This window comes from Streptomyces resistomycificus, assembly GCF_001514265.1.
Taxonomy (GTDB): Bacteria; Actinomycetota; Actinomycetes; order Streptomycetales; family Streptomycetaceae; genus Streptomyces; species Streptomyces resistomycificus.
Map to the genome: position 1 here is coordinate 138,845 of NZ_KQ949002.1, position 21,538 is coordinate 160,382.

At 70.9% G+C, this 21,538-nt stretch carries 19 protein-coding genes; 8 read left to right on the forward strand and 11 right to left on the reverse strand.

Going from position 1 to position 21,538, the window contains the following annotated elements:
• Positions 1 to 2: 2 nt before the first annotated feature.
• Positions 3 to 1,109 (forward strand): EstA family serine hydrolase, encoded by a 1,107-nt coding sequence (locus AQJ84_RS34595; protein WP_030044141.1) that lies wholly within the window; start codon positions 3 to 5, stop codon positions 1,107 to 1,109.
• Complete coding sequence (locus tag AQJ84_RS34600; protein WP_053192224.1) at positions 1,106 to 1,702, forward strand: hypothetical protein; 597 nt, start codon at positions 1,106 to 1,108, stop codon at positions 1,700 to 1,702. The genes AQJ84_RS34595 and AQJ84_RS34600 overlap by 4 nt, the downstream gene beginning before the upstream one ends.
• 202 nt (positions 1,703 to 1,904) lie before the next feature.
• On the opposite strand, the gene AQJ84_RS34605 is transcribed toward AQJ84_RS34600, so the two are convergent.
• Positions 1,905 to 2,288: a VOC family protein gene (locus AQJ84_RS34605; protein ID WP_030044143.1), complete on the reverse strand. Its 384-nt coding sequence runs from the start codon at positions 2,286 to 2,288 to the stop codon at positions 1,905 to 1,907.
• Between the two features lie 113 nt (positions 2,289 to 2,401).
• Here AQJ84_RS34605 and AQJ84_RS34610 point away from each other — a divergent pair, with 113 nt between their 5' ends.
• The 3 genes from AQJ84_RS34610 to AQJ84_RS34620 all read left to right on the forward strand — a co-directional run bounded on the left by AQJ84_RS34610 (position 2,402) and on the right by AQJ84_RS34620 (position 5,552).
• The gene (locus tag AQJ84_RS34610; protein ID WP_030044144.1) at positions 2,402 to 3,457 is read left to right on the forward strand and encodes an ABC transporter substrate-binding protein; all 1,056 of its coding nucleotides are present in this window, start codon (positions 2,402 to 2,404) and stop codon (positions 3,455 to 3,457) included.
• Positions 3,454 to 4,443, forward strand: coding sequence for a FecCD family ABC transporter permease (locus AQJ84_RS34615; RefSeq protein ID WP_030044145.1), 990 nt, complete (start codon positions 3,454 to 3,456; stop codon positions 4,441 to 4,443). Before AQJ84_RS34610 ends, AQJ84_RS34615 begins: the two co-directional genes overlap by 4 nt.
• A gap of 98 nt (positions 4,444 to 4,541) precedes the next feature.
• Positions 4,542 to 5,552: a FecCD family ABC transporter permease gene (locus AQJ84_RS34620; protein WP_051870208.1), complete on the forward strand. Its 1,011-nt coding sequence runs from the start codon at positions 4,542 to 4,544 to the stop codon at positions 5,550 to 5,552.
• A 141-nt stretch (positions 5,553 to 5,693) separates the two neighbouring features.
• Here the strand turns inward: AQJ84_RS34620 and AQJ84_RS34625 are convergent, their stop codons facing one another.
• Complete coding sequence (locus AQJ84_RS34625) at positions 5,694 to 6,737, reverse strand: NAD(P)-dependent alcohol dehydrogenase (protein WP_030044147.1); 1,044 nt, start codon at positions 6,735 to 6,737, stop codon at positions 5,694 to 5,696.
• 169 nt (positions 6,738 to 6,906) lie between these two features.
• Between AQJ84_RS34625 and AQJ84_RS34630 the strand changes: the two genes are divergently transcribed.
• Complete coding sequence (locus tag AQJ84_RS34630; protein ID WP_030044148.1) at positions 6,907 to 7,836, forward strand: helix-turn-helix transcriptional regulator; 930 nt, start codon at positions 6,907 to 6,909, stop codon at positions 7,834 to 7,836.
• A 178-nt stretch (positions 7,837 to 8,014) separates the two neighbouring features.
• Here the strand turns inward: AQJ84_RS34630 and AQJ84_RS34635 are convergent, their stop codons facing one another.
• The 7 genes from AQJ84_RS34635 to AQJ84_RS34665 all read right to left on the reverse strand — a co-directional run bounded on the left by AQJ84_RS34635 (position 8,015) and on the right by AQJ84_RS34665 (position 17,198).
• Positions 8,015 to 8,527, reverse strand: a complete 513-nt coding sequence (locus AQJ84_RS34635; RefSeq protein WP_030044149.1) for a hypothetical protein — start codon at positions 8,525 to 8,527, stop codon at positions 8,015 to 8,017.
• A gap of 63 nt (positions 8,528 to 8,590) precedes the next feature.
• On the reverse strand, positions 8,591 to 9,361 hold the full coding sequence (locus AQJ84_RS34640) for a group II truncated hemoglobin (protein ID WP_030044150.1): 771 nt from the start codon (positions 9,359 to 9,361) through the stop codon (positions 8,591 to 8,593).
• A gap of 79 nt (positions 9,362 to 9,440) precedes the next feature.
• Complete coding sequence (locus AQJ84_RS34645) at positions 9,441 to 12,755, reverse strand: S8 family peptidase (RefSeq protein WP_030044151.1); 3,315 nt, start codon at positions 12,753 to 12,755, stop codon at positions 9,441 to 9,443.
• A 240-nt stretch (positions 12,756 to 12,995) separates the two neighbouring features.
• Positions 12,996 to 13,679, reverse strand: a complete 684-nt coding sequence (locus tag AQJ84_RS34650; protein ID WP_030044152.1) for an ABC transporter ATP-binding protein — start codon at positions 13,677 to 13,679, stop codon at positions 12,996 to 12,998.
• 44 nt (positions 13,680 to 13,723) lie between these two features.
• The gene (locus AQJ84_RS34655; protein WP_030044153.1) at positions 13,724 to 15,199 is read right to left on the reverse strand and encodes an ABC transporter permease; all 1,476 of its coding nucleotides are present in this window, start codon (positions 15,197 to 15,199) and stop codon (positions 13,724 to 13,726) included.
• A 141-nt stretch (positions 15,200 to 15,340) separates the two neighbouring features.
• A complete protein-coding gene (locus tag AQJ84_RS34660; protein ID WP_030044154.1) occupies positions 15,341 to 16,591 on the reverse strand; it encodes a L,D-transpeptidase in 1,251 nt (416 codons plus the stop codon).
• A 220-nt stretch (positions 16,592 to 16,811) separates the two neighbouring features.
• Positions 16,812 to 17,198, reverse strand: coding sequence for a hypothetical protein (locus tag AQJ84_RS34665; protein ID WP_051870209.1), 387 nt, complete (start codon positions 17,196 to 17,198; stop codon positions 16,812 to 16,814).
• A gap of 109 nt (positions 17,199 to 17,307) precedes the next feature.
• Between AQJ84_RS34665 and AQJ84_RS34670 the strand changes: the two genes are divergently transcribed.
• Positions 17,308 to 17,625, forward strand: coding sequence for an LPXTG cell wall anchor domain-containing protein (locus tag AQJ84_RS34670; RefSeq protein ID WP_225877422.1), 318 nt, complete (start codon positions 17,308 to 17,310; stop codon positions 17,623 to 17,625).
• Positions 17,626 to 17,667: 42 nt separating this feature from the next.
• Positions 17,668 to 18,447, forward strand: coding sequence for a hypothetical protein (locus tag AQJ84_RS34675; protein ID WP_030044157.1), 780 nt, complete (start codon positions 17,668 to 17,670; stop codon positions 18,445 to 18,447).
• Between the two features lie 57 nt (positions 18,448 to 18,504).
• Here AQJ84_RS34675 and hutH read toward each other — a convergent pair whose 3' ends face one another.
• Entirely contained in the window at positions 18,505 to 20,043 is a 1,539-nt protein-coding gene (hutH, locus tag AQJ84_RS34680; protein ID WP_030044158.1) for a histidine ammonia-lyase, read from the reverse strand.
• A gap of 82 nt (positions 20,044 to 20,125) precedes the next feature.
• The gene (locus AQJ84_RS34685; protein WP_030044159.1) at positions 20,126 to 21,274 is read right to left on the reverse strand and encodes a GGDEF domain-containing protein; all 1,149 of its coding nucleotides are present in this window, start codon (positions 21,272 to 21,274) and stop codon (positions 20,126 to 20,128) included.
• Between the last annotated feature and the right edge of the window lie 264 nt (positions 21,275 to 21,538).

Below are 21,538 nucleotides of genomic sequence, written 5' to 3' on the forward strand. Positions count from 1 at the left end.
GTATGGCCGATATCCAGGGCACGTACGACGATCTGTTCGCCGCGGTGCCCGGTGTGCTGGCCGCGTCCCTGGACGACGGCGACGCGGGCGCCTCGGTGGCGGTCTTCGTGGACGGCGAGCCGGTGGTGGACGTGTGGGGCGGGTTCGCGGACGCGGAGCGCACGACCCCCTGGCGGCGGGACACGATCGCCAACGTGTGGTCGGTCAGCAAGACGATGACGGCGCTGTGCGCGCTGGTCCTGGCCGACCGCGGGGAGCTCGACCCGGCCGCGCCGGTGGCCCGGTACTGGCCGGAGTTCGCCGCGGCGGGCAAGGAGGGGGTGCTCGTGCGGCACCTGCTCGCGCACACCGCGGGCCTGCCCGACTGGGACGGGCCCGTCGACGAGCTCTACGACTGGCCGGCCGCCACCGCGCGGCTGGCCGGGCTGACGCCGCAGTGGAAACCGGGCAGCGCGGCGGGCTACCACTCGCTCACCCAGGGGTTCCTCGTGGGCGAGGTCGTACGCCGGATCACCGGCCGCGGCATCGGGGACTTCTTCGCCGCCGAGGTGGCCGGACCGCTGGGCGCGGACTTCCATCTCGGGCTGCCCGCCGAGCACGACCACCGGGTGGCGCTCACGGTCCCGCCTCCCTCCCGCGACGAGGACTACACCGCGAGCGCGGCCGCGGGCGACGCGGCCCCGTCGGCCGGGACCGCGATCCGCGTCCGCGACGGCAACAGCGTGGCCTGGCGGCGGGCGCAGATCCCCGCGGCGAGCGGCTTCGGCAACGCCCGCTCGGTCGCCCTCGTCCAGTCGGTGATGGCCTGCGGGGGTTCGGTCGACGGCGTAAGGCTGCTGTCACCGGCGGGCTGTGACCGCGCGTGGGAGGAACAGTTCAGCGGCGAGGACCGTGTCCTGGGCATGCCGGTCAGCTGGGTCCTGGGGTACGGGCGGTTCGGCGGCACCTACGGGTGGGGCGGCTGGGGCGGCTCGCTGGTGATGATCGAACCCGAGGCCCGCCTGGTGGTGGCTTACGTGACCAACCAGATGCGGGAACCCGCGGACGACACCCGGGGGATGGACGTCGTGATGGCCGCGTACGACGGCGTGAAGGGGCTGGGAGCGTGACCTCACGGCCCCTCTCCGCCTACCAACTCGACCTGCGGGACCGGCTCCTCGCCGCTCCCGTGCTGCCGGCGCCCGAGCCCTGGCGGCCCGTCTTCCCGTCCTGCGCGGCCGTCGGCGGGCTGCTCGGGATCGGCTTCGCGACGCATCCCGACAACGGACACGACCTGGTGATGGTCGTCTCGCACGACGGTCACGGCCTCTTCGACGCCGTCACGGGAGAGAAGATCGCCCGCGACCGGGACCCCGACCTCGAGGACAGCACCCCTGACGAGGCCGCCGACCTCTCGTGCCCGGGGCTGGGACCGATCGCCGGCAGCCGGGTTCACGTCGCCGGGCTCTTCGGCGGCGGCCTGCACACCACCACGCGTGACGGGTGGCTGGTGGAGGTCGTCGCCCCGGCCTGGCCCAACGACCGCGTCCTGCTCTCCCGTGACGGCGGGATGCCCCACCGCGGTCCGCACGGCGAGAAGTGGTGGCACATCTTCCACGCGGACTACTCCGAACACCGGGCCACCGGCTTCTCCCCGTCCGGCCAGACCCTCGCCGTCGCGACGAGCAGCGACGTGACCCTGTGGACGCGTCGGGCCGCCTAGGCTTGGCTCAGGGGCCGCCGTCCAGGTGCCGGACACCTGGCGCGCCGGGAACTCGGCGCAGACGCCGGACACCTGGCGCAGGCGCCGGGCACCTGGCGGATGACGTGTTCGCGTGCCGACGCGAGGACAGGACCTTCGCCTCGACCGCCCTCGCCCCAGTCGCCCTCGGCCTCAACCGCTCTCGGCCTCAACCGCCCTCGCCTCAACCGCCGCTGCCGTACGGCCGCGTGAGGATCTCCAGGTTGTGGCCGTCCGGGTCGTCGAAGTATGCGCCGCGGCCGCCGTCGTTGTGGTTGATCTCCCCCGCGCGGTGATGGAACGGGTCGGCCCAGTAGGTGAGACCGCTGTCGCGGACGCGGGCGAAGATCGTGTCGAACTCGTCCTCGGAGACGAGGAAGGCGTAGTGCTGCGGCGTGATCGGGCCGGGGGTGTCGATGTAGTCGAGGGTCACGCCGTTGGGGATCTCGACCGGGATGAAGGGGCCGTACCGCGGGCTCACCTCCAGACCGAGGATGTCGGCGAGGAACCGGGCCGAGGCCTGGCTGTCGTGGGCGGTGACGATGGTGTGGTTCAGCTGAACGGTCATCGCGCGGCCTCCTCGTGCCGAGTGCGGGCCTCCTCGTCACGACCATACTCCGCAACCAGTTAAGGTAAGGCTTGCCTTAGCAAACCGAACCGCAATCGATCGTCGGAGCAGTCGTGCGTGCAGCAGCAGTGAAGGCCGTCCTGGTCTCGGCCGTCGTCGGAGGGCTGCTCGCCGGCTGCTCGTCATCGGACGGCGCCGGAGGGACGGAGAGCGCGGCCGGAGCCCGCAACCCCGTGATGGGCGCCTCGAAGGGGGCGACGACGGGACCGTCCGCCGCGCCGAGCACGCTGGCCGCCGGCATGGGCGCCGACACGGACACCGACGGAACGTTCCCGCGGACCGTGACCCACTTCCAGGGCAAGACGACCCTCGAGGCCGAACCGAGAAAGGTCGCGGTCCTCAGCACCGGCCAGCTCGACGACCTGCTGTCCTTGGGCGTCGTGCCGACGGCGACGACCCGCGCCGACAACGCCGGCCTCGTACCCGACTACCTCGCGGACGCCTTCCCGAAGTACGAAACACGGCTCGCCGCCATGACCGACGCGGGGACCCGCCAGGCGCCGAACCTGGAGTCCCTGGCCGCCGCCGAGCCGGACCTGATCCTCGCCAACGACTCGCTCGGCGAGCTCTACCCCAAGCTGTCGAAGATCGCGCCCACTGTGATCACCGCCGGGAACGGCATCAACTGGAAGCGCGACCTGCTGCTCGTCGGCGAGGCCCTCGGCAAGGGCGAGGCGGCCCAGGACCTGCTCGACGAGATCACCTCCGACGCCGCAGACCAGGGCGCGGGCCTCGGGGACCCCGCCGTCTCCATGGTCCGGTTCACACCCGACCGCACCCGCATGTTCGGCGTCTCCTCCTTCACCGGGTCCCTCGCCGTAGACATGGGGCTGTCCCGGCCCAAGTCGCAGCGGTTCCAGGCGATTTCCGAGGACATCGGCCCGGAGAGCGTCGACACCGCCGACGGCGACTGGATCTTCTACTCGGTCCAGGGCGACGCGTCCGAGACCGACGCGGCGAGCGTCCTGGCCGGTCCGCTGTGGAAGTCGATGAAGGCGGTGAAGGCGGGCCACGCCGTGAAGGTCGACGACGACCCCTGGTACCTCAACGCCGGTCCGACCGCCGCGCGTGTGGTGATACGACAGCTCGCCGAGCACCTCGGCACGTGAGCCCGAAACACCTCGCCTGGCCGGCGGCCCTCCTCACGGTGGCCGCCATCGGCATGCTCAGCCTCGCCGTCGGCACTCGTGCGGTACCGCTGTCGGCGGTGTTCGACGCCCTGCTGCACGGCGGGGGTTCGCCGGACGCGCTCGTCGTGCGGTCGCTGCGACTGCCGCGTACCGAGGTCGGCCTGACGGCGGGCGCGGCGCTCGGCGTCGCCGGGGCCGCGCTCCAGGCCGTCACCCGCAACCCGCTCGCCGACCCCGGCATCCTCGGACTCAGCCAGGGCGCGGCGGCCGGCGTCGTCCTCGCGATCGGCTTCGGACTGGCGAACGGCTTCGGCGGATACGTCTGGTACGCCTTCGCCGGCGCGGTCGTCGCCGCGTGCCTGGTGTACGCCGTCGCCGCGCGCGGCCGGGGCGGGGCGTCGCCGGTGAAGCTGGCGCTGGCGGGGACGGCACTCTCGGCGATGACCGCCGGCGCCACGACCGTCGTCCTCACCTCCAGCTCCGCCACCCTCGACCAGTTCCGGTTCTGGCAGGTGGGCGCGCTGAGCGGGCGGGACGCGGACACGGTCGTCCGCATGCTGCCGTTCCTGGTGGCCGGTGCGGTGCTCGTGCTCGCCTGCGCGCGGGGGCTGGACGCGCTGGCGCTGGGCGACGAGACGGCTCGGGCGCTGGGGCATCGGGTGCGGCTGGTGCGGGGTGCGGCGGCGCTGGGGGCGACCCTGCTGACGGCCGCCGCGGTCGCCGCGGCCGGGCCGATCGCGTTCGTCGGCCTCGCGGTGCCGCACCTCGCCCGCAGGCTGGTCTCCGGGGGACATCGCGCGGTCCTGCCCCTGTCCGCGCTGCTGGGCGCGGCCCTGCTGGTGGGCGCGGATGTGGCGGGCCGGGTGGTACGGGCTCCCGCGGAGGTGCCGGCCGGGGTGATGACCGCCTTGGTGGGGGTGCCGGTGCTGGTGGTGCTGGTACGGCGCAAGGGAGCGGTGGCGTGAAGACGGGGCGACGCCGGGCACCGGGTGGAGCGGCCGGGCTCGAAGGGGGCGCGGCCCCCGCCGGCCGCGGATCGGCGGTTCTCCGCCCTCACCCCCGCGTGTCCCTCCTCCTTCACCGCCGCTCCGCCGCGACCGCCGTCACCCTCCTCGTCCTCCTCGCCACCGTGATGCTCGCCTCCGCGTGCCTGGGGCAGACCTACGTCTCCCCCACCGAGGTCTGGCACACCCTGCGCACCGGGTCCGGGCCCCACGACCTGGTCGTCGGCGAGTTGCGGGTGCCGCGCATCGTGCTCGGGGCGTTGGTGGGGGCCGCGCTCGGGGTGGCCGGGGCACTCGTGCAGACCGTCACGCGCAATCCCCTGGCCAGTCCGGACGTGATCGGCGTAGGACACGGGGCCGCTGCCGCGACCGTGCTCGCCCTGGCGACCGGGGCCGTCTCGTCGCCCGGCGCGATGCCCGTCGTCTCCGTGGCCGGCGGACTCGGGGCCGCGGCGCTCGTCTACGTCCTCGCCTGGCGGCGCGGCATGCAGCCGAGCCGGTTCGTGCTCACCGGCGTGGGGATCGGCGTCGCGCTGTCGGCGGTCGTCCAGCTGTATCTCACCGACAGCGAGTTGGAGGCCGCCGAGCAGGTCAAGCTGTGGCTGACCGGCAGCCTCAACGGGCGGGGCTGGGAGCAGGCGGGCCCCCTGACGGCCGTCCTGCTGCTGTGTCTGCCCGCGCTGGTGTGGGCGAGCCGGGCGGTACGGCCGCTCGGGCTCGACCCGGACACGGCGGCCGCGCTCGGCGTACGCGTGGACCGCGCCCGGCTCGGCCTCACCGTGCTGGGCGTCGTCCTCGCCGCCACCGCGACCGGCGCGGCGGGACCGATCGGGTTCGTCGCCCTGACCGCGCCCCAACTGGCCCGCCGCATCACACGCACCCCCCAACTACCCCTGCTCTGCTCGGCGTTGACCGGCGCCGTCGTCCTGGTCACCGCCGACCTCGCGGCCCGCACGATGGTGCCGCCGTTGGAGATCCCGGTCGGGGCCCTGACGTCCCTGGTGGGCGGGCCGTATCTGCTGTGGCTGCTGGGACGGGGCGCAGCGACCTTCCGCCGAGGCGCACGATAGGTAAGCGGGTACGCGGGGCGCACGAAACCGCGGCACGCTCCCATCAGCCATGAAGGAGCAGCTGAGGAGCTCACTGAGCCGGGGCCGTGAGGGCCGACGCCGACCGGCATCGGCCCTCACGGCGCCACGGTCGGCGGACGATCAGATCGTCGCCGTGTCGATCACGAACCGGTAGCGCACATCGCTGTTGAGCACCCGCTCGTACGCCTCGTTGATCTCGGACGCGGCGATCAGCTCGATCTCGGCGCCGAGGCCGTGCTCGGCGCAGAAGTCCAGCATTTCCTGGGTCTCCTGGATGCCGCCGATGCCGGAGCCGGCGAGGGTCTTGCGGCCGGCGATCAGGGAGAACAGGTTGACGGAGATCGGCTCCTCGGGGGCTCCGACGTTGATCAGGGCGCCGTCCGTGCGCAGCAGGGACAGGAACGCGCCGAAGTCGAGGGGGGCCGAGACCGTCGAGACGATCAGGTCGAAGGTGCCGGCCAGCTCCTGGAAGGTCTTCGGGTCGCTGGTGGCGTAGTAGTGGTCCGCGCCCAGCTTGAGGCCGTCGTCCTGCTTGCGCAGGGACTGCGAGAGGACCGTCACCTCGGCGCCGAGGGCGTGGGCGAGCTTGACGGCCATGTGGCCGAGGCCGCCCATGCCGAGGACGGCGACCTTCTTGCCGGGGCCCGCGTTCCAGTGCTTCAGGGGCGAGTACGTGGTGATGCCGGCGCACAGCAGCGGGGCGGCCACGTCCAGCGACAGGCCGTCGGGGATGCGCACGACGTAGTTCTCGTCGACGACGATCTTCTGGGCGTAGCCGCCGTAGGTGGGCTCGCCGTCCTTGTCGAGGGCGTTGTACGTGCCGACCATGCCGCCACCCGTGCAGTACTGCTCGAGGCCGGCCTTGCAGTTGTCGCACTCGCGGCAGGAGTCGACCATGCAGCCGACGCCCACCCGGTCGCCGACCTTGTACTTGGTGACGCCGGGGCCGACCTCGGAGACGACGCCCGCGATCTCGTGACCCGGGACCATCGGGAAGATCGCCTCGCCCCAGCCCTCACGGACCTGGTGGATGTCGGAGTGGCAGATGCCGGCGAACTTGATGTCGATCAGCACATCGAACTCGCGCACCGCGCGGCGTTCGATGGTGGTGCGCTCCAGCGGTGCCTTGGCGGCGGGAGCGGCGTACGCAGCAACAGTGGTCATGCCGAGGGTTCTCCTAGCGTGGTTTCGCGCCCGGCTGCCTTCCACCGGGCACGCACCCCAGCCTGCCCGCCGAGCCGACATTCACCCAGGCCACGGTTCTGCGTACGTCCAGTGGTCCTACTACTGGCGGGGTCAGGCTGGTGGGCGTACGACCGTGAATACTGGACGTATGGACGATCAGGCCGAACCCGCACAGGGGCCCACGCCGGAGCACGGCGGGTCCCTGGACCGGCGTGCCGAGCTCAGCGAGTTCCTGCGGACCCGGCGGGCCCGGCTGAAGCCGGAGGACGTGGGGCTGCCGGACTTCGGGCGGCACCGCCGGGTGCCGGGGCTGCGCCGGGAGGAGCTGGCGCAGCTGGCCGGGGTGTCGGTGGCGTACTACACACGTCTGGAACAGGGAAACGGGCGGAACGTGTCGGCGGAGGTCCTCGACGCCATCGCCCACGCGCTGAGGCTGTCAGGGGCCGAGCACGCCCACCTCACGCATCTGGCGAAGCCCAAGCAGCACAAGAAGAAGCAGACCACCCGCCCCCAGCAGGTGCGGGGCGCGCTGCGGCAACTGCTGGACACGATGGACGGCATTCCCGCGTACGTGGTGGGCCGGCGCTCCGACATCCTCGTGTGGAACCGCATGGCCGCGGCGGTCTTCGGCGACTGGGCGCAGCTGCCGCCGCCGGAGCGGAACTGGGCACGGATGACGTTCCTGAAGCCGGAGTACCGCGAGCTGTTCAGCGAGTGGGAGCAGAAGGCCAGCGACATCGTCAGCTATCTGCGGATGGACGCGGGCTGCCATCCGGACGACCCGCGGCTGTCAGCGCTGGTGGGTGAGCTCTCCGTGAAGAGCGAGGAGTTCCGGCGGCTGTGGGCCACCCACGACGTCAAGGAGAAGAGCTACGGCGTCAAGCGGCTGCACCACCCGCTGGTCGGCGACCTCGACCTCTCCTTCGAGTCGTTCCGGATGATCGACGACCAGGAACAGACCCTGATCACCTACCACGCCGAGCCTGGCTCCCCGTCGGCGGACGCCCTGCGCCTGCTGGCGAGCTGGGGCACGGACGCGACCCGCGCGGGCACGTCGTCCGCAACACCTCAGGCCTGACCACCCGAGGCCGGCACGGCCCGTCGGCCGGACACGGCCCGTTCGGTTCCGCACGGCCCGTCGGCCCGGCGCGGCCGTTTCGCCCGGTGCGACCCCTCGGTGGGCGCGGACCTCGGTGCCGGGCACGGCCGTTCGGTTCGGCGCGACCGGCGCCGACCCTTCAGTCCGGCGGCGCCCTTCAGTCCCGCACGCCCAGGTCCTCCCGCATCAGCCGCCGCATCGTGCTCAGCCGGGGCTCGGCCTGCTTCAGGTCCAGCAGGGCCTGCTGTGCGCTCTCGCCCTCCCCGGCCCGGCCCCGGTCGAGCCGCTTGGCGACGGCGTCGATGCTCGCGAGCGCCGTGTTGAGGGACCGGGAGGCCTCCAGGATCCGCTCCGGCACCACCATCTGCGCCTCGGCGTACCGGTCGCGGTAGTAGCGGCGGGCCTCCTCCAGCTGCTCACGCTCATGGTCGCCGTAGACGTCGTCGCGCAGCCGGTGCAGGGCGTCCTTGAGCAGGGTGTGGAACTGGCGCGAGGCCCGGTTCATCGCGGTGTACGCGTCCCGCCGCTCCTCGAACGCCCGCCGCCTGTCGGCGAGTTCGCTCTCCTCGACGCGTTGCCGGGCGCTGAGCCGATGGGTGAGGACGGGCGCGAAGAGGGTCCCGAGAACGCCGACGACGGCGGTGATCGTGGTGGCGAGGGCGTCGGTCATGAGGGGATGCCAAGGGGCCCCACCCCCTTGGCACCACCCCCTCCTGACGCCTCAGGGGCCCCGTCAGCCCTGGTACGGCTGGGCCGCTCCCCAGTTCCACTTCGGCACCGGCTGCTCGGCCGGCGGCTTGGCGTCCGGGCCGGAGAAGTGCACGGCCAGCCGCGTGCCCCACTCCACGTAGGCGAGGAACGCGGAACGGAACTCGGCGTCCGTCGGCAGCCCCGCCTCGTCCGCCGCGTCCTGGATGAGGTTCACCCAGCGCCGGCGCTGCGGCTCGGTGATCCCCCGTCCCATGTGCTTGGCGACCATGTGGCCGTGCCCGCCCTGCGTCTCGGAGTAGGCGGGCGGACCGCCGAACACCTCGGCGAGCCAGAGCGCCACATGCTCGGCGTGCTCGGGGTCGAGCCCCGCGAAGAGGGGGGCGAGGAGGTCGTCCGTGACGACCTTCTCGTAGAACACCGACGTCAGCCGGGCGAAGGACTCCGCGCCGCCCGCCCACTCGTACAGCGTGGGGACGGCGGAGCCGGTGCCGCGCACGGTGGTCGGCTTGTAGTGGCGCATCTCGTCGATGTACGGGATGAACGGCCGGATCTCGGCCAGGAAGTCGGGAAACAGCTCCGACCCGCGGAAGCCTTCGAGGTGATCCTCGGTCGACGTCCAGAGGACGCGCAGGACGTAGTGCTCGAAGTCCTCCTCGCAGCGCGCCAGCTCGTATCCGACGCACTGCGGTGCCGCGGCCAGCAGGGCGGCGGCCTTGGTGTAGGCGGACAGGAACTCCGCGGACTGCTCCTCGGGGATGCGGTACCGGATGTATTCGACGGTCTCTGCGGTCATACGCCCACACAACACGAAAGACCTGCCGGAAGCAGTGCCTCCGGCAGGCCTTTCACTCAGCGCTCAACGCACCTGGGGGTTACTTCCCGTAGTAGGCGTTGTAGATCGAGACCGTCGACTTGTTGCCCTTCTTGTCGGCGATCTTGGCGTGGAAGGAGATGGCCTTGCCCTTCGCCGGGTTCTTCACGGTGATCTTGCCGTTCGAGACGGTGACCTTCTTCCAGGTCTTGCCGTAGTCGTACGACACGTACACCGCGAGCGACTTCAGGTTGGAGCCCTTGGCCGCGCCCTCGACGGTCACCGGGATCTTGACCGTCTTGTCGGCCGCGACCTTGCTGTCCAGACCCGTGGTCGCGCCGAAGCGAGCCATGGAGGCGGGCAGCTTGGCCATGTCGGCCGTCTTCTTGGAGCGGAACGTCCAGCTGGCGTCGATGCGGGTGGAGGCCGCCGCGACCTTGACGCTGCGCTTGACCGACGTGGTCAGCTTGTACTCGGCGCTGGCCGAGGGAACCTTGAACTGCTTCTCACCGAACAGCGGGTCGTCGTGGGTGCCGACCTTGGTGCCGTTGCGGTAGAGGGTCGTGGCGACCGAGGAGAACACCGAGGAACCCGCGTGCGTCTTGCCGTCGGCGAACAGCGGAAGCATCCCGTAGATGTCGTTGCCTTCACGGTAGAGACCGAAGTCCGCGTTCAGGTGCGGGCCGAAGACCGCCGTGTTGAAGGTCTTCGAGTAGCTCTGGCCGGCCTTGAAGGTCTGGGCGGCGCCGAGGACGTAGTACGCCTCGCTGAGCGGGAAGCCATCCGGGTCGACGCCACCGTACTGCTCGAAGGACATCTCCCACTTCACACCGGACGCGGTGGACAGGTGGAGGGTGCGGGTGCCGGGCAGCGTCTGTGGGAAGCCGATCGCGCTGGCGCCGGAGGTGCCGGGCAGCCAGCCCAGGGCGTTGAGCGCACCCTTCTTGCCGCTCGCCGCGGCGCCCATGCCGACCTTGACCTTGGCCAGTTCGCTCGCCTTGTAGTGCTTGGTGTAGCCGGTGGCGAGCTGCTTCACCTTGGAGCCGGCGACGGTGTTGTACTCCTCGTCGGCGCCCTTGACCCAGTGGCCGTCCCACTGCTGGCTCAGCGAGCCGTCGGTGACCTGCGGACCGAGGTGCGCGGTGCGGAAGCCCTCGTACGAGTCCAGCCACCAGCCGAAGGTCCAGCCGGAGTCAGCCGTCTCGACCGTGTAGGACGGGGAGGCGAACTCGGACTTCGCGGCCGCGTCCGGCACGGTGATGTCGACCGGCTTGGCCTTGCGCGCGTCCACCGTGATCGTGGTGTTCTTGGTGACGTTCAGCTTCGGCTGGGCGATCCAGTCTGCGCCCTTGGTGGCGTCATTCGGGTCCACGAAGAACGTGGAGTTGAAGATGTAGGAACCCTTGGGCACGCGAGCCGTGACGGTGCCGTCCGCGTCGTACGGCGTGTACCACTTGTCCTTGCCGAGGCCGGAGACACCGCTCAGGTGGGTGCCGTACTCCTTGGCCGGCTTGCCCTCACGGTCGATGAACTTCAGCGTGACGTCGTACGACTCGATCTCCCGCTGCACCGCCGCCGCCGTGCGGACGGTCTGGCCGCCGCCCGTCGCGGTCACGTACGCCGAGTACGCGCCGTCCAGGGTGCCGCCCAGCTTGGTGTTGACCGTCAGCGGGACGGACGCCTTGCCGCCCGCCGGGACCGTCACCGAGGTGGCGCCCAGCTTGAAGAAGCCGGCCGGGGCGGCCTGGCCCTTCGGGTTGGTGGCGGTCGACGTCAGCTTCAGCGTGACGTCGGTGGTACCGAGGTTGCGGTACGTGACCTGCTCGGTGGCCGGCTTGTCGTCGGTGTGCGGCCACTGCTGGATGCCGAAGCTGACCGAGGACGGGTCGGCGATCACCGTCTGCTTGACGGCCTTGTCGACCTGGATGCGGCCCGAGCCCTGCTGGAACGGCGTGTACTTGCCGCCCTTCGTGGAGGCCGTGAGCGCGCCCTTGAGCTCGGCGTACGTCCACTCCGGGTGCTGCTGCTTGAGGATCGCCGCCGCGCCCGCGACGTGCGGGGTCGCCATCGACGTACCGGAGATCGTCATGTAGCCGGCCGGCTTCTCGCCGACCTCCGCCGCGATCTGGTTACCCGGGGCCGAGGCCGCGGTGATGTCCACGCCGGGGGCGGTCACGTCGGGCTTGAGGGCGCCGTCGAGGCCGGGGCCGGTGCTGGAGAAGGAGGCCAGCTTGTCCTTGTCGTCGACCGCGCCGACGGTCAGGGCGGAGGCCGCGCTGCCCGGCGAACCGATGGTCTGGTCGCCGAAGTCGCCCTCGTTGCCGGCCGCGATGGCGAAGAGGATGCCCTTCTCGGCGGACAGCTTGTTGACCGCCGCCTCCAGCGGGTCGATCTCCGGGGTGTCCATGCCGCCGAGGCTGAGGTTGACGACGTCGGCGCCCTCCGCGGCCGCCCACTCCATGCCGGCGAGGATGCCGGAGTCGTCACCGAAGCCGTCGTCGCTGAGCACCTTGCCGTTGAGCAGCGTCGCGCCCGGGGCCACGCCCTTGTACTTGCCGCCGGACTTCGCGCCGCTGCCGGCCGCGATGGAGGCGACGTGGGTGCCGTGGCCGACCTTGTCGGTGGCGTCGGCGGAGGTGGAGAAGTTCTTCTCCGCGACCACCTGGCCCTTGAGGTCCGGGTGGGTGCCGTCGACACCGGTGTCCAGGACGGCGATCTTCACGCCCTTGCCGTCGTAGCCGGCCGCCCACGCCTTGGGGGCGCCGATCTGCGGCACGGACTTGTCGAGGCTGGCCTTGCGGACGCCGTCGAGCCAGACGTGCGCGATGCCGGAGGCCGTCTTGTCGCCGTTGGTGACCGCGTCCCACAGCTCGGGCGCGTCCTGCTTCGGCGTCTGGATCGCGTCCGCGTTCAGGGAGTTCAGGCTGCGGCGGAGCTTGCCCGCGTCACGGACGTCCGCCTTGGTGGTGGCCGCGCTGCCCTTGTAGCCGACGATCACCTTCAGTCCCTGCTTCTGGGACTTGCGGGTGGTGGCCTTGTTCAGCTCGGTGATGTCGAACAGGCGCTGGTCGAGCTTGCCTCCGGCGACCAGGCGGGCGACGTCGGCCGGGATCACGAAGGTGTGGCCGGCGGCCTTGCGGAGCTCGACGGGTATGTGCTCGCGGCCCTTCGCCGGCTCCAGGCCCACGACGCGCCCCTTGGCGTCGACGGCGACCCGGTCACCGGTGATCAGGGTGATGCGGTGCTTGGCTTCGGAGCCCGCCACCTTCGCGGTGGCGGCGATCTGCTCGGCTTCGGCCGACGCCGGGCTGGTCATGCCCGCCGCCAGGGCCACGGCGGCCGCCGTGGCGATCGTGGCCGCACATGCTCTTTTCACTTGTCTGCGCAAGTTTCCCCCTTGCAGAAGTACCGGGTGAATTCCCCGTTCACCCGGCCGGGGGGCCATCTCGCACACATGCGCGTGCGCCCCCCGGACCACGCAGTATGCCGGGGGGTGATCAGGCACCTCAATAGACAGGTGCCTGACATGCTTCTCTGTTACACGATCGTCGGGTAAGCGCGCGTCTTTGGCCGTCGCAAATGCGCCTGCGCCCCTGAGTACGCCCCAACTCGCATGCTATGAAGCGGCGTTCTCCTTCACCGTGATCTTTCCTTTGCGGATGGTCACCAGCCGCGGCGCCTTCTTCGCGAGGGAGGAGTCGTGGGTGACCATGATGAAGGTCAGTCCGAGCTCCTTCCACATGGTCTCGAGTACGTCCATGATCTCGTCGCGCATCGATTCGTCGAGGTTGCCGGTGGGCTCGTCGGCCAGCAGCACCTTCGGCTGCTTCACCAGAGCGCGGGCGATGGCGACGCGCTGCTGCTGGCCGCCGGACATCTCGTCCGGCAGATGTCCGAGCCGCTCGCCCAGACCGACCGACCTCAGGGCCTCGACGGCCCGTTCACGCCGCTCCTTCACCTTCACGCCGAGCGGTACGAGGGCGGTCTCGACGTTCTCCTGGGCGGTGAGCGTCGGGATCAGGTTGAAGCTCTGGAAGACGAAGCCGATGTTCTCGCTGCGCACCTTGGTCAGCCGTGCCTCGGACAGCCTGGCCATGTCGGTGCCGTCGAGCACGACCTCACCCGAGGTCGGCCGGTCGAGGCCGCCGAGCATCTGCAGCAGCGTGGACTTGCCGCCGCCGGTGGGGCCCTGGATCACGAGCCGGTCGCCGTCGGCGATCGTGAGGTCCACGCCGTCGAGGGCGTGGACGCTCTCCTTGCCTCGGGTGTAGCGCTTGGTGACGCCTCTGAGTTCGTACATGGGAACAACTCCTGTGTGGTGTTGGCGAGTTGGGGGCGCGCCTGTTACTCGACGCGGCGCAGCGCATCCGCCGGCCGCAGCCGGGAGGCCCGCCATCCGCCGAACGCGCCGGCGATCAGACCGCCCGCGACCGCGAGCCCGACCGCGACACCGATGGTCGTCAGGCTGACGGGTGCGGTGAGCGCGACGTCGAGGGTCCTGGAGGCGGTCTGCCGGGCGCCGCCGAACCCACCCCCGCCGGGGCCGCCGCCGAAGCCGCCACCCCCGCCCGTACCGCCGCCGCCCAACTGGGCCTGGAGCGTGGGACTGACCGCCGTGACGACGTACGCGCCCGCCAGGCCCAGCCCGATGCCCAGCGCACCGCCGACCAGGCCGTTGACCATCGCCTCGCCGACGACCTGTCGGGTCACCCGCCCCGACTTCCAGCCGAGCGCCTTCAGCGTGCCGAACTCTCGCACCCGGCGGGAGACCGCCGAGGAGGTCAGCAGGCCGGCGACCAGGAACGCGGCGATGAGCACCGCGATCGACAGCCACTTGCCGACGCTGGTGGCGAGGTCGGAGGCGGTGGACAGGGAGCCGGAGACGGTGTCCGCGAGGTCCGCGGAGGTCGTCACCGTCGTACCCGAGATGTTCTTCTGGATCTCCGACTTGACGCCGTCGATCTTCTGGGAGTCGGTCGCCTTGACGTAGATCGTGGTGACCTTGTTCTCGGAGTCGCTGATCGTCTGCGCCTGCTTGAGCGGGATGTACAGGTTGGCGGCCGCGTCACCGCTGTCGGCCGTGGCGACGCCGATCACCTTGTACTTGACGCTCTTGACGGTGACGGTGCTGCCGACCTTGAGCTTCTTCTCCTTGGCGTACGCCGAGTCGACGACGGCGACCTTGGCGTCGGACTCCGACGTCCTGAACGTACGACCGCTGGTGATCTTCGAGGAGGTCAGCGGACCGAGGGCCGGTTCGGTGACGTCGGTGCCGAACACGGAGTAGCTGTTGACGTCGAAGTTCGCACCGCCACCCTGCACTTCGCCCTGGGGCCGGCCGTTGCCGCCGCCCTGTCCGCCGGGGGCGTCCTGCCCGCTCCCGCCCTCGCCGTTCTGCTGGAACCGGCCGCGGGTGAACTCGCCGTCGACCTTGATGACCCGCAGGCTGAGGCCGCCCACCGCCTCCGAGACGTCGGTCTGCTCGCCGACCTCGGTGACGGTCGCGGTGGAGAGGGTCTGGAAGCCCTGCACCATCACGCGGTCGCTGCTCTGCGCCTGCCCGGAGTCGTCGTCCTGGGCGTCGAACCTGAAGCGCGGACGCTCGGAGGCGTCCGCCTGCGGCTGGGCCGCCTTGGTGACGGTCATGTCCGTGCCCAGTCCGTAGAGGGACTGGAGGACCTTGTCCTGGGCCTTGCCCATGCCGGCGGACACGGAGTTGACCACGATGACCAGCGCGATGCCGAGCGCGAGCCCGGAGGCGACGACGAGTGCCGCTTTTCTGCGGCGGCGCAGCTCGCGCCTCAGGTAGGTGAAGAACATGGCCGCAAGTTAGGTACGGCGCGTGATGAAGGGATAAGCCCGGAATAAGAGATGCATGAGAAGGCTGTGGACGCCCCCAAAAACACCGGTGCCGCCCCTGGGGGCGGCACCGGAAAGCTGTGAGTCGCGGAGGAAAAGGCGTCAGACCGCCGAACCGGCCTTCCAGTCGGCCCAGCTCATGTTCCAGCCGTTGAGGCCGTTGTCCGGGGCGACGGTCTTGTCGCCGGTGTTCTGGACGACCACCACGTCACCGAGGATCGAGTTGTTGTACATCCACGCGGCGGGCGTGTTCGGGTCGTTGGCGCCCTTGGTGTCCGACAGGCCCACGCAGCCGTGGCTGGTGTTCACGCTGCCGAAGATGGACTTGGCGCCCCAGTAGTTGCCGTGCATGAAGGTGCCGGAGCTCGTCAGACGGATGGCGTGCGGGACGTCCTTGATGTCGTACTCGCCCTTGCCGTCGTCGTCGGTGAAGCCCACGGTCGCGCCGTTCATGCGCGTCTCCTTGAACTTCTCCGACATCACCATGATGCCTTCGTAGGTCTTGTTGTCGGGCGAACCGGCCGAGATCGGGATGGTCTTGACGGTCTTGCCGTCCTGCGTGACCTTCATCTGCTTGGTCTTCGCGTCGACGTAGGAGACCTGGTTGCGGCCGATCTTGAAGGTGACCGTCTTCTGCTGGACGCCGTAGACGCCGTCCGCGCCCTCCACGCCGTCGAGCGCCAGCTTCAGCGTGACGGTGGAGTTCTCCTGCCAGTACTCGTCGGGCCGGCAGTCCATGCGGTTGGCGTTGAACCAGTGACAGACGACTTCCTGGCCGCTGGTGGTGGAGACGGTGATGCCCTTCTGGACGGCCGCCTTGTTGGTGATCGCCTTGTCGAAGTTGAGCGACACCGGCATGCCCACGCCGACGGTGGTGCCGTCGTCCGGCGTGAAGGTGCCGATGAAGCTGTTGGCCGGGGAGACCGTGGTGAACGAGGCGTTCTCGTGGGCGACCCGCCCGTCGGAGTCCTTGGCCTCGGCCGTCAGCTTGTAGGTGGTCGAACGCTCCAGCTGGGTGCTCGGCTTCCAGCTGGTCTTGTCCGCGGATATCGCGCCGCTGACCTCGGTGCCGTCGGAGGTCGTCATCGAGACGTCCGTGAGCGTGCCCTTGCTCACGGTGACCGCGGCGGAGTTGTTGATGGAGGCGTTGTCCGAGCCGTCCTTGGGCGTGATCTTGATCTGCGCCTCGGACGCCTTCTTCGCCGCGGCCTCGTCGACCTTGGCCTGTGAGGTGTCACCGCCGCCACTGCCGGAGGCGTTGTCGTCGCCACCGGAACACGCCGAGAGCACCAGCACACCGCCGAGCAGTGCGGACGCGACCGTCAGGCCCCTGCGCCGCCCACTGTTGGTCATCACACGCTTCTCCATCGTCGCCGAATCCCCAGAACCCCGAGAGTCCCCGTCAAGAACTTCCAACGCTACGACCGGTTCGTCCCGTTCCACATTCTCCGAAGGTGTGGGGCACACCACGTCCGCCGAGGCGAGTGGTGCGGGTGTCGGCCCGTGCGCCCCATGAGACGACGAAACCCCGGACGACGGTTTCCGTCCGGGGTCACGATTTCCCCAAGGAACGTCAGCCGACCCGCTCGTCCTCGTCGGCGGCCGCTTCGTCGCCGTCGTATGCGTCGTCCTCGTCGTCTTCTTCGTCGACATCATCCTCGTCGAGGTCCCAGTCAGGCGAATCGGGGTCATGGTCGATCTGCTCGCTGGACCAGGAGGCCTGGGCGAGCTCGACCCCCGGGATCTCGCTGACCAGGTCGAACGGGTCGACGAGGTACGCGAGGGCCTCCGCGGTGTCCTCCGTCACAGCGCTCTCGGCGTGTACCCGTTCCTCGGCCGGCATATCGGTGTCGTCCGCGATTCGTGTCAGTGCGGCCTCGGTGACGGCCCCGGAGTCGTCCACCTCGAGGACAAGCTCGACGCGAAGCCGGACAAAACGTGATGTCTCTGCAGTGCTCATGCCCGGAGCGTACGACCCCTGCCTCCCGTGACTTTCCCGTGACCCGCGCCTTTCACTAACATCGCCCCACACGGCCAATTCGCCAGCGCCACAAGGGGATCGATATTCCGTGTCATCAGCTCGCCGTCCGTTGCTGACCGCCACCGCCGCGGGGACCCTTCTGGCTGCCCTGTGGTTCGTCCCGTCCGCCAACGCGACCGGGGACCAGCCGGCCAGAACCGGCCCTTCGCCGACCCCGGCGTCGCAGGTCACGACCCAGGCACGGGCCACGACCACGGACACCTCCGGCATCACGTCCGAGGGCGCGCAGCTCGCCGACACCGGCAGCTTCGACACCACGCCGTACGTCGTCGGCGGCACCCTCTTCCTGACGCTGGGCGCCGGGTTCGTCGTCTACTCGGTTCGCCGGGAACGTCTCGGTTTTTGAACTCGCTTGACGCGTTCTTCAGAAAACCTTCATAGTCCGCCCATGAAGAGATCATCGGGCGCGCGCTTGAGCGCCACGGCTGCCGTGAGCGTTCTGTCGCTCGCCCTCATCACGGGTTGCTCCGACGAGGGGTCGGAGGACTCCGCGAAGTCGGGTTCCTCCTCCTCGCCGACCGCGGCCGCGAAGGCCTACAGCGCCGCCGAGCTGGAGAAGCTGCTGCTGGCGGACGGCGACATCGAGGGATACAAGGTCACCTCCGGCGACGACACGCTGCCGAAGTCCAAGAGCGTGCTGAAGATCGACAAGGCCGAGTGCGAGCCGTTCGCCCACGCCATGGCCGCGCTCCCGCCGGGCGACACGGACGCGAGCGCCAGCAACACGGTCACCCAGGCCGCCCCGTCGGGCGACGCCTCCAAGTCCCTGGAGGACCTGGCCGAGGGCGACTTCAGTGACGCCTTCAACATCAACGCGACCTACGTGGGCCTGTCCTCGTACGAGGGCGACGGCGCCGAGAAGGCCTTCAAGGCGGTCTCGGACGGCGGCACGGCGTGCGCCGGCGGGTTCGGCTACACCGCCGAGGGCACGGCCACCAAGGTCACCAAGATCACACCGGAGAAGGCCTCGGGCGCCGGCGACGAGTCCGTGGCGTACACCGTGGAGTCCGAGGCGGGGGGCGAGACGGGCACCGTCCACACCGAGGTGGTGCGGCACGGCAACACCATCGCCTCGTACTACACGGTGAACCTCGCCCTGATGGGGACCGGCAAGCCGTACGACGTCCCGGCCGAGGTGATCGACGGCCAGGCGGCCAAGCTCAAGTGATCCACCCGGGGCCCTGCCGGTCGGCGGACCGGCAGGGCCCCGTTGTGTCGTCGTGCCCTACCGCAGCGGCCCGGTGACCGCCTCCGCCGCCGCGACCAGCTGTCCGGTGCGTACGAACGTGTCCGCCGCGGCGAGGTCGGGCGCCAGGAAGCGGTCAGGACCGGGGCCCTGGACCCCCGCCTTCCGTACGGCGTCGATGACCGCCCGGGACGCCGGCGCCGGGGTCAGCCCCTCGCGCAGTTCGACGGCGCGGGTGGCGGCGTACAGCTCGACGGCGACGACCCGGGTCAGGTTGTCGACGGCGGTGCGCAGCTTGCGGGCGGCCGACCAGCCCATGGAGACGTGGTCCTCCTGCATCGCGGAGGACGGGATCGAGTCCGCCGAAGCCGGTACGGCCAGCCGCTTCATCTCGCTGACCAGCGCGGCCTGCGTGTACTGGGCGATCATCAGCCCGGAGTCGACACCCGCGTCGTCGGCGAGGAACGGCGGCAGCCCGTGGCTGCGGTTCTTGTCGAGCAGCCGGTCGGTGCGGCGCTCCGCGATGGAGGCGAGGTCGGCGGCGGCGATGGCCAGGAAGTCGAGGACGTAGGCGACCGGGGCGCCGTGGAAGTTGCCGTTGGACTCGACGCGTCCGTCGGGCAGTACGACGGGGTTGTCGACGGCGGAGGCCAGCTCCCGCTCGGCGACCAGGCGGGCGTGCGCCATGGTGTCCCGTCCGGCGCCGGCGACCTGCGGGGCGCAGCGCACCGAGTAGGCGTCCTGGACCCGGGGCGCGTCGTCCTGGTGGTGTCCGGTGAGCTCCGAACCCTTCAGTACGGCCAGCATGTTGGCGGCGCTGGCGCCCTGGCCGGGATGCGGGCGGATGGCGTGCAGCTCGGGGGCGAGGACCTGGTCGGTGCCGAGCAGACCCTCCAGTGACAGGGCCGCGGTGATGTCGGCCGACTTGTAGAGGGTGTCCAGGTCGGCGAGGGCCATGACCAGCATGCCGAGCATGCCGTCGGTGCCGTTGAGGAGGGCCAGGCCCTCCTTCTCGCGCAGCTCGACGGGGGCGATGCCGTGCTCGGCGAGGAGTTCGCCGGCGGGCCGCACGACGCCGTCCGGGCCCTCGGCGTCGCCCTCCCCCATGAGCGTCAGGGCGCAGTGCGACAGCGGGGCGAGGTCGCCGGAGCAGCCGAGGGAGCCGTACTCGTGGACGACCGGGGTGATACCGGCGTTGAGGACGTCGGCCATGGTCTGCGCGACCTCCGGCCGTACGCCGGTGTGTCCCGAGCAGACGGTCTTCAGCCGTAGGAACATCAGTGCCCGTACGACCTCCCGCTCGACCCGCGGACCCATGCCGGCGGCGTGCGAGCGGACGATGTTGCGCTGCAGCTGAGCCCGCAGCTCCGGGCTGATGTGCCGGGTCGCCAGGGCGCCGAAGCCGGTGCTCACGCCGTAGACGGGGTCGGGCTTCGCCGCGAGCTGGTCCACGATCGCGCGGGCCGCGGCGAGGGCGGCGACGGCCTCGCCAGAGAGCTCGACACGGGCGCCGGCGCGCGCCACGGCGAGGACGTCGGACGCGGTGACCCCGGACGTCCCCACCACCACAGTGTGCATATCCATATTCAGGAGCGTACGCAGTGAATTCCAGGATGTCACCAGTGGGGGACGGGTTCGCCCCTTACCGGTGCGTCACATCTCAGCCACGTCCGCGGAAGCGGCGGCGCTCGGCGGTCGGCTGCTCCGTCGAGGGCTCGTCGGCCAGTCGTACGACGGGGTCGTCGGGGCCGCCGCGCCCGGCGACGACCGGGCGGGTGGCCCGCTCGGCCTTGGCCTGGTACTGGGCGGCGTCCGCCAGCCGGAACAGCCGCCGGGCCGTGAGGACCGGCCCGATCGGGTCCTGGGTGGACGCGACCCCGCAGGCGACGCCCTCGCCCAGCTCCAGTTCCAGCGCCCGGCGGCAGAGTTCGCCGGCCGCCTTCACCACGTCGTCGGCGGGCGGTCCGACGGCGAGCAGACAGAACTCGTCACCGCCGAGGCGGGCGGCGAGCGCGCCGGGCAGCATGGCGCCGCACAGCGACAGCACGGACCCGAACCGCTCCAGCAGGCGGTCGCCGACGGCGTGGCCGCGGGTGTCGTTGACCCGCTTGAGCCCGTTGAGGTCGCAGACGACGAGGCTCACCACCGCCCCGTCCTTGCGGTGCCGCTCGACGGCCGCGTCCAGGCGGGCGTCCACGGACCGGCGGTTGGCGAGGCCGGTCAGCGCGTCGGTGAACGCCAGCCGCCGCACCTCCTCCAGCCGCTCGGTCTGGGCGATGCCGGCGGAGACCACGGAGGCCAGGACGGTGGCGAAGTCGGCGTCCTCGCGGTCGAAGACGAGGGCGCCGACGGGGCGGGCGACATACAGCTCGCCCCAGGCGCGGCCGTGCAGCACGATCGGGGCGACCACGCAGCAGCCGCGGCCGCGTCGGCGCAGGGCGGCGACGCGCTGATGGACGTATCCGGGGCGGCGGCCGGCGGCCGGGCCCTCCGCGGTCTCCACCCAGGCGTCGGGCTCGCCGCCGCCGGCCCACCGCTCGTGCAGGAACTCGGTGATCTCGGCGAACTGGTGCACGGGGTAGGACTCGTCGTCCGGGAACTCCTCCTCGTCCTCGGCCCGCTCGCCCACGTTCACGAGGACCCTGAGGCGGCCGAGCTCCCGCTCCCACACGGACAGCGCGGCGAAGCTGCCGCCGAGGGCGCGTGATGCGCCGTTCGCGGCGGCCCACCACACCTCCCGCGAGCTGTGTGCCGCGGCCATGCCCTGAGCCAACGCGACGACGCCCGCGAGCCGACTGTCCTCACCCATCACTCCAGGCTAGGGAGTTTCGGGACGAACCGGTCAGTTGATGCGGCGGTGGGGTGACCGGCCCCCGCCGAACACGACCGCCCCCGCCCGACACGGCCAAGAGGTAACCGCCCCTGGGGGCTCCGCCCCCAGCCCCCCCGGACCTTGCCCACCCGCCACCCGACTCGGTCGGCCAAAAGGTGACCGCCTCTGGGGGCTGCCGCCCCCAGACCCCCGCTTCGGCCCTGGACGGGCCTCGTCCTCAAACGCCGGACGGGCTGAAAA

Coding starts and splice junctions, on each gene's coding strand:
- AQJ84_RS34675 (WP_030044157.1), top strand. CDS start 17,668: ATGAAGAGATCATCGGGCGCGCGCTTGAGCGCCACGGCTGCCGTGAGC.
- AQJ84_RS34630 (WP_030044148.1), top strand. CDS start 6,907: ATGGACGATCAGGCCGAACCCGCACAGGGGCCCACGCCGGAGCACGGC.
- AQJ84_RS34595 (WP_030044141.1), top strand. CDS start 3: ATGGCCGATATCCAGGGCACGTACGACGATCTGTTCGCCGCGGTGCCC.
- AQJ84_RS34665 (WP_051870209.1), bottom strand. CDS start 17,198: ATGAGCACTGCAGAGACATCACGTTTTGTCCGGCTTCGCGTCGAGCTT.
- hutH (WP_030044158.1), bottom strand. CDS start 20,043: ATGCACACTGTGGTGGTGGGGACGTCCGGGGTCACCGCGTCCGACGTC.
- AQJ84_RS34650 (WP_030044152.1), bottom strand. CDS start 13,679: ATGTACGAACTCAGAGGCGTCACCAAGCGCTACACCCGAGGCAAGGAG.
- AQJ84_RS34685 (WP_030044159.1), bottom strand. CDS start 21,274: ATGGGTGAGGACAGTCGGCTCGCGGGCGTCGTCGCGTTGGCTCAGGGC.
- AQJ84_RS34635 (WP_030044149.1), bottom strand. CDS start 8,527: ATGACCGACGCCCTCGCCACCACGATCACCGCCGTCGTCGGCGTTCTC.
- AQJ84_RS34655 (WP_030044153.1), bottom strand. CDS start 15,199: ATGTTCTTCACCTACCTGAGGCGCGAGCTGCGCCGCCGCAGAAAAGCG.
- AQJ84_RS34660 (WP_030044154.1), bottom strand. CDS start 16,591: ATGACCAACAGTGGGCGGCGCAGGGGCCTGACGGTCGCGTCCGCACTG.
- AQJ84_RS34605 (WP_030044143.1), bottom strand. CDS start 2,288: ATGACCGTTCAGCTGAACCACACCATCGTCACCGCCCACGACAGCCAG.
- AQJ84_RS34625 (WP_030044147.1), bottom strand. CDS start 6,737: ATGACCACTGTTGCTGCGTACGCCGCTCCCGCCGCCAAGGCACCGCTG.
- AQJ84_RS34640 (WP_030044150.1), bottom strand. CDS start 9,361: ATGACCGCAGAGACCGTCGAATACATCCGGTACCGCATCCCCGAGGAG.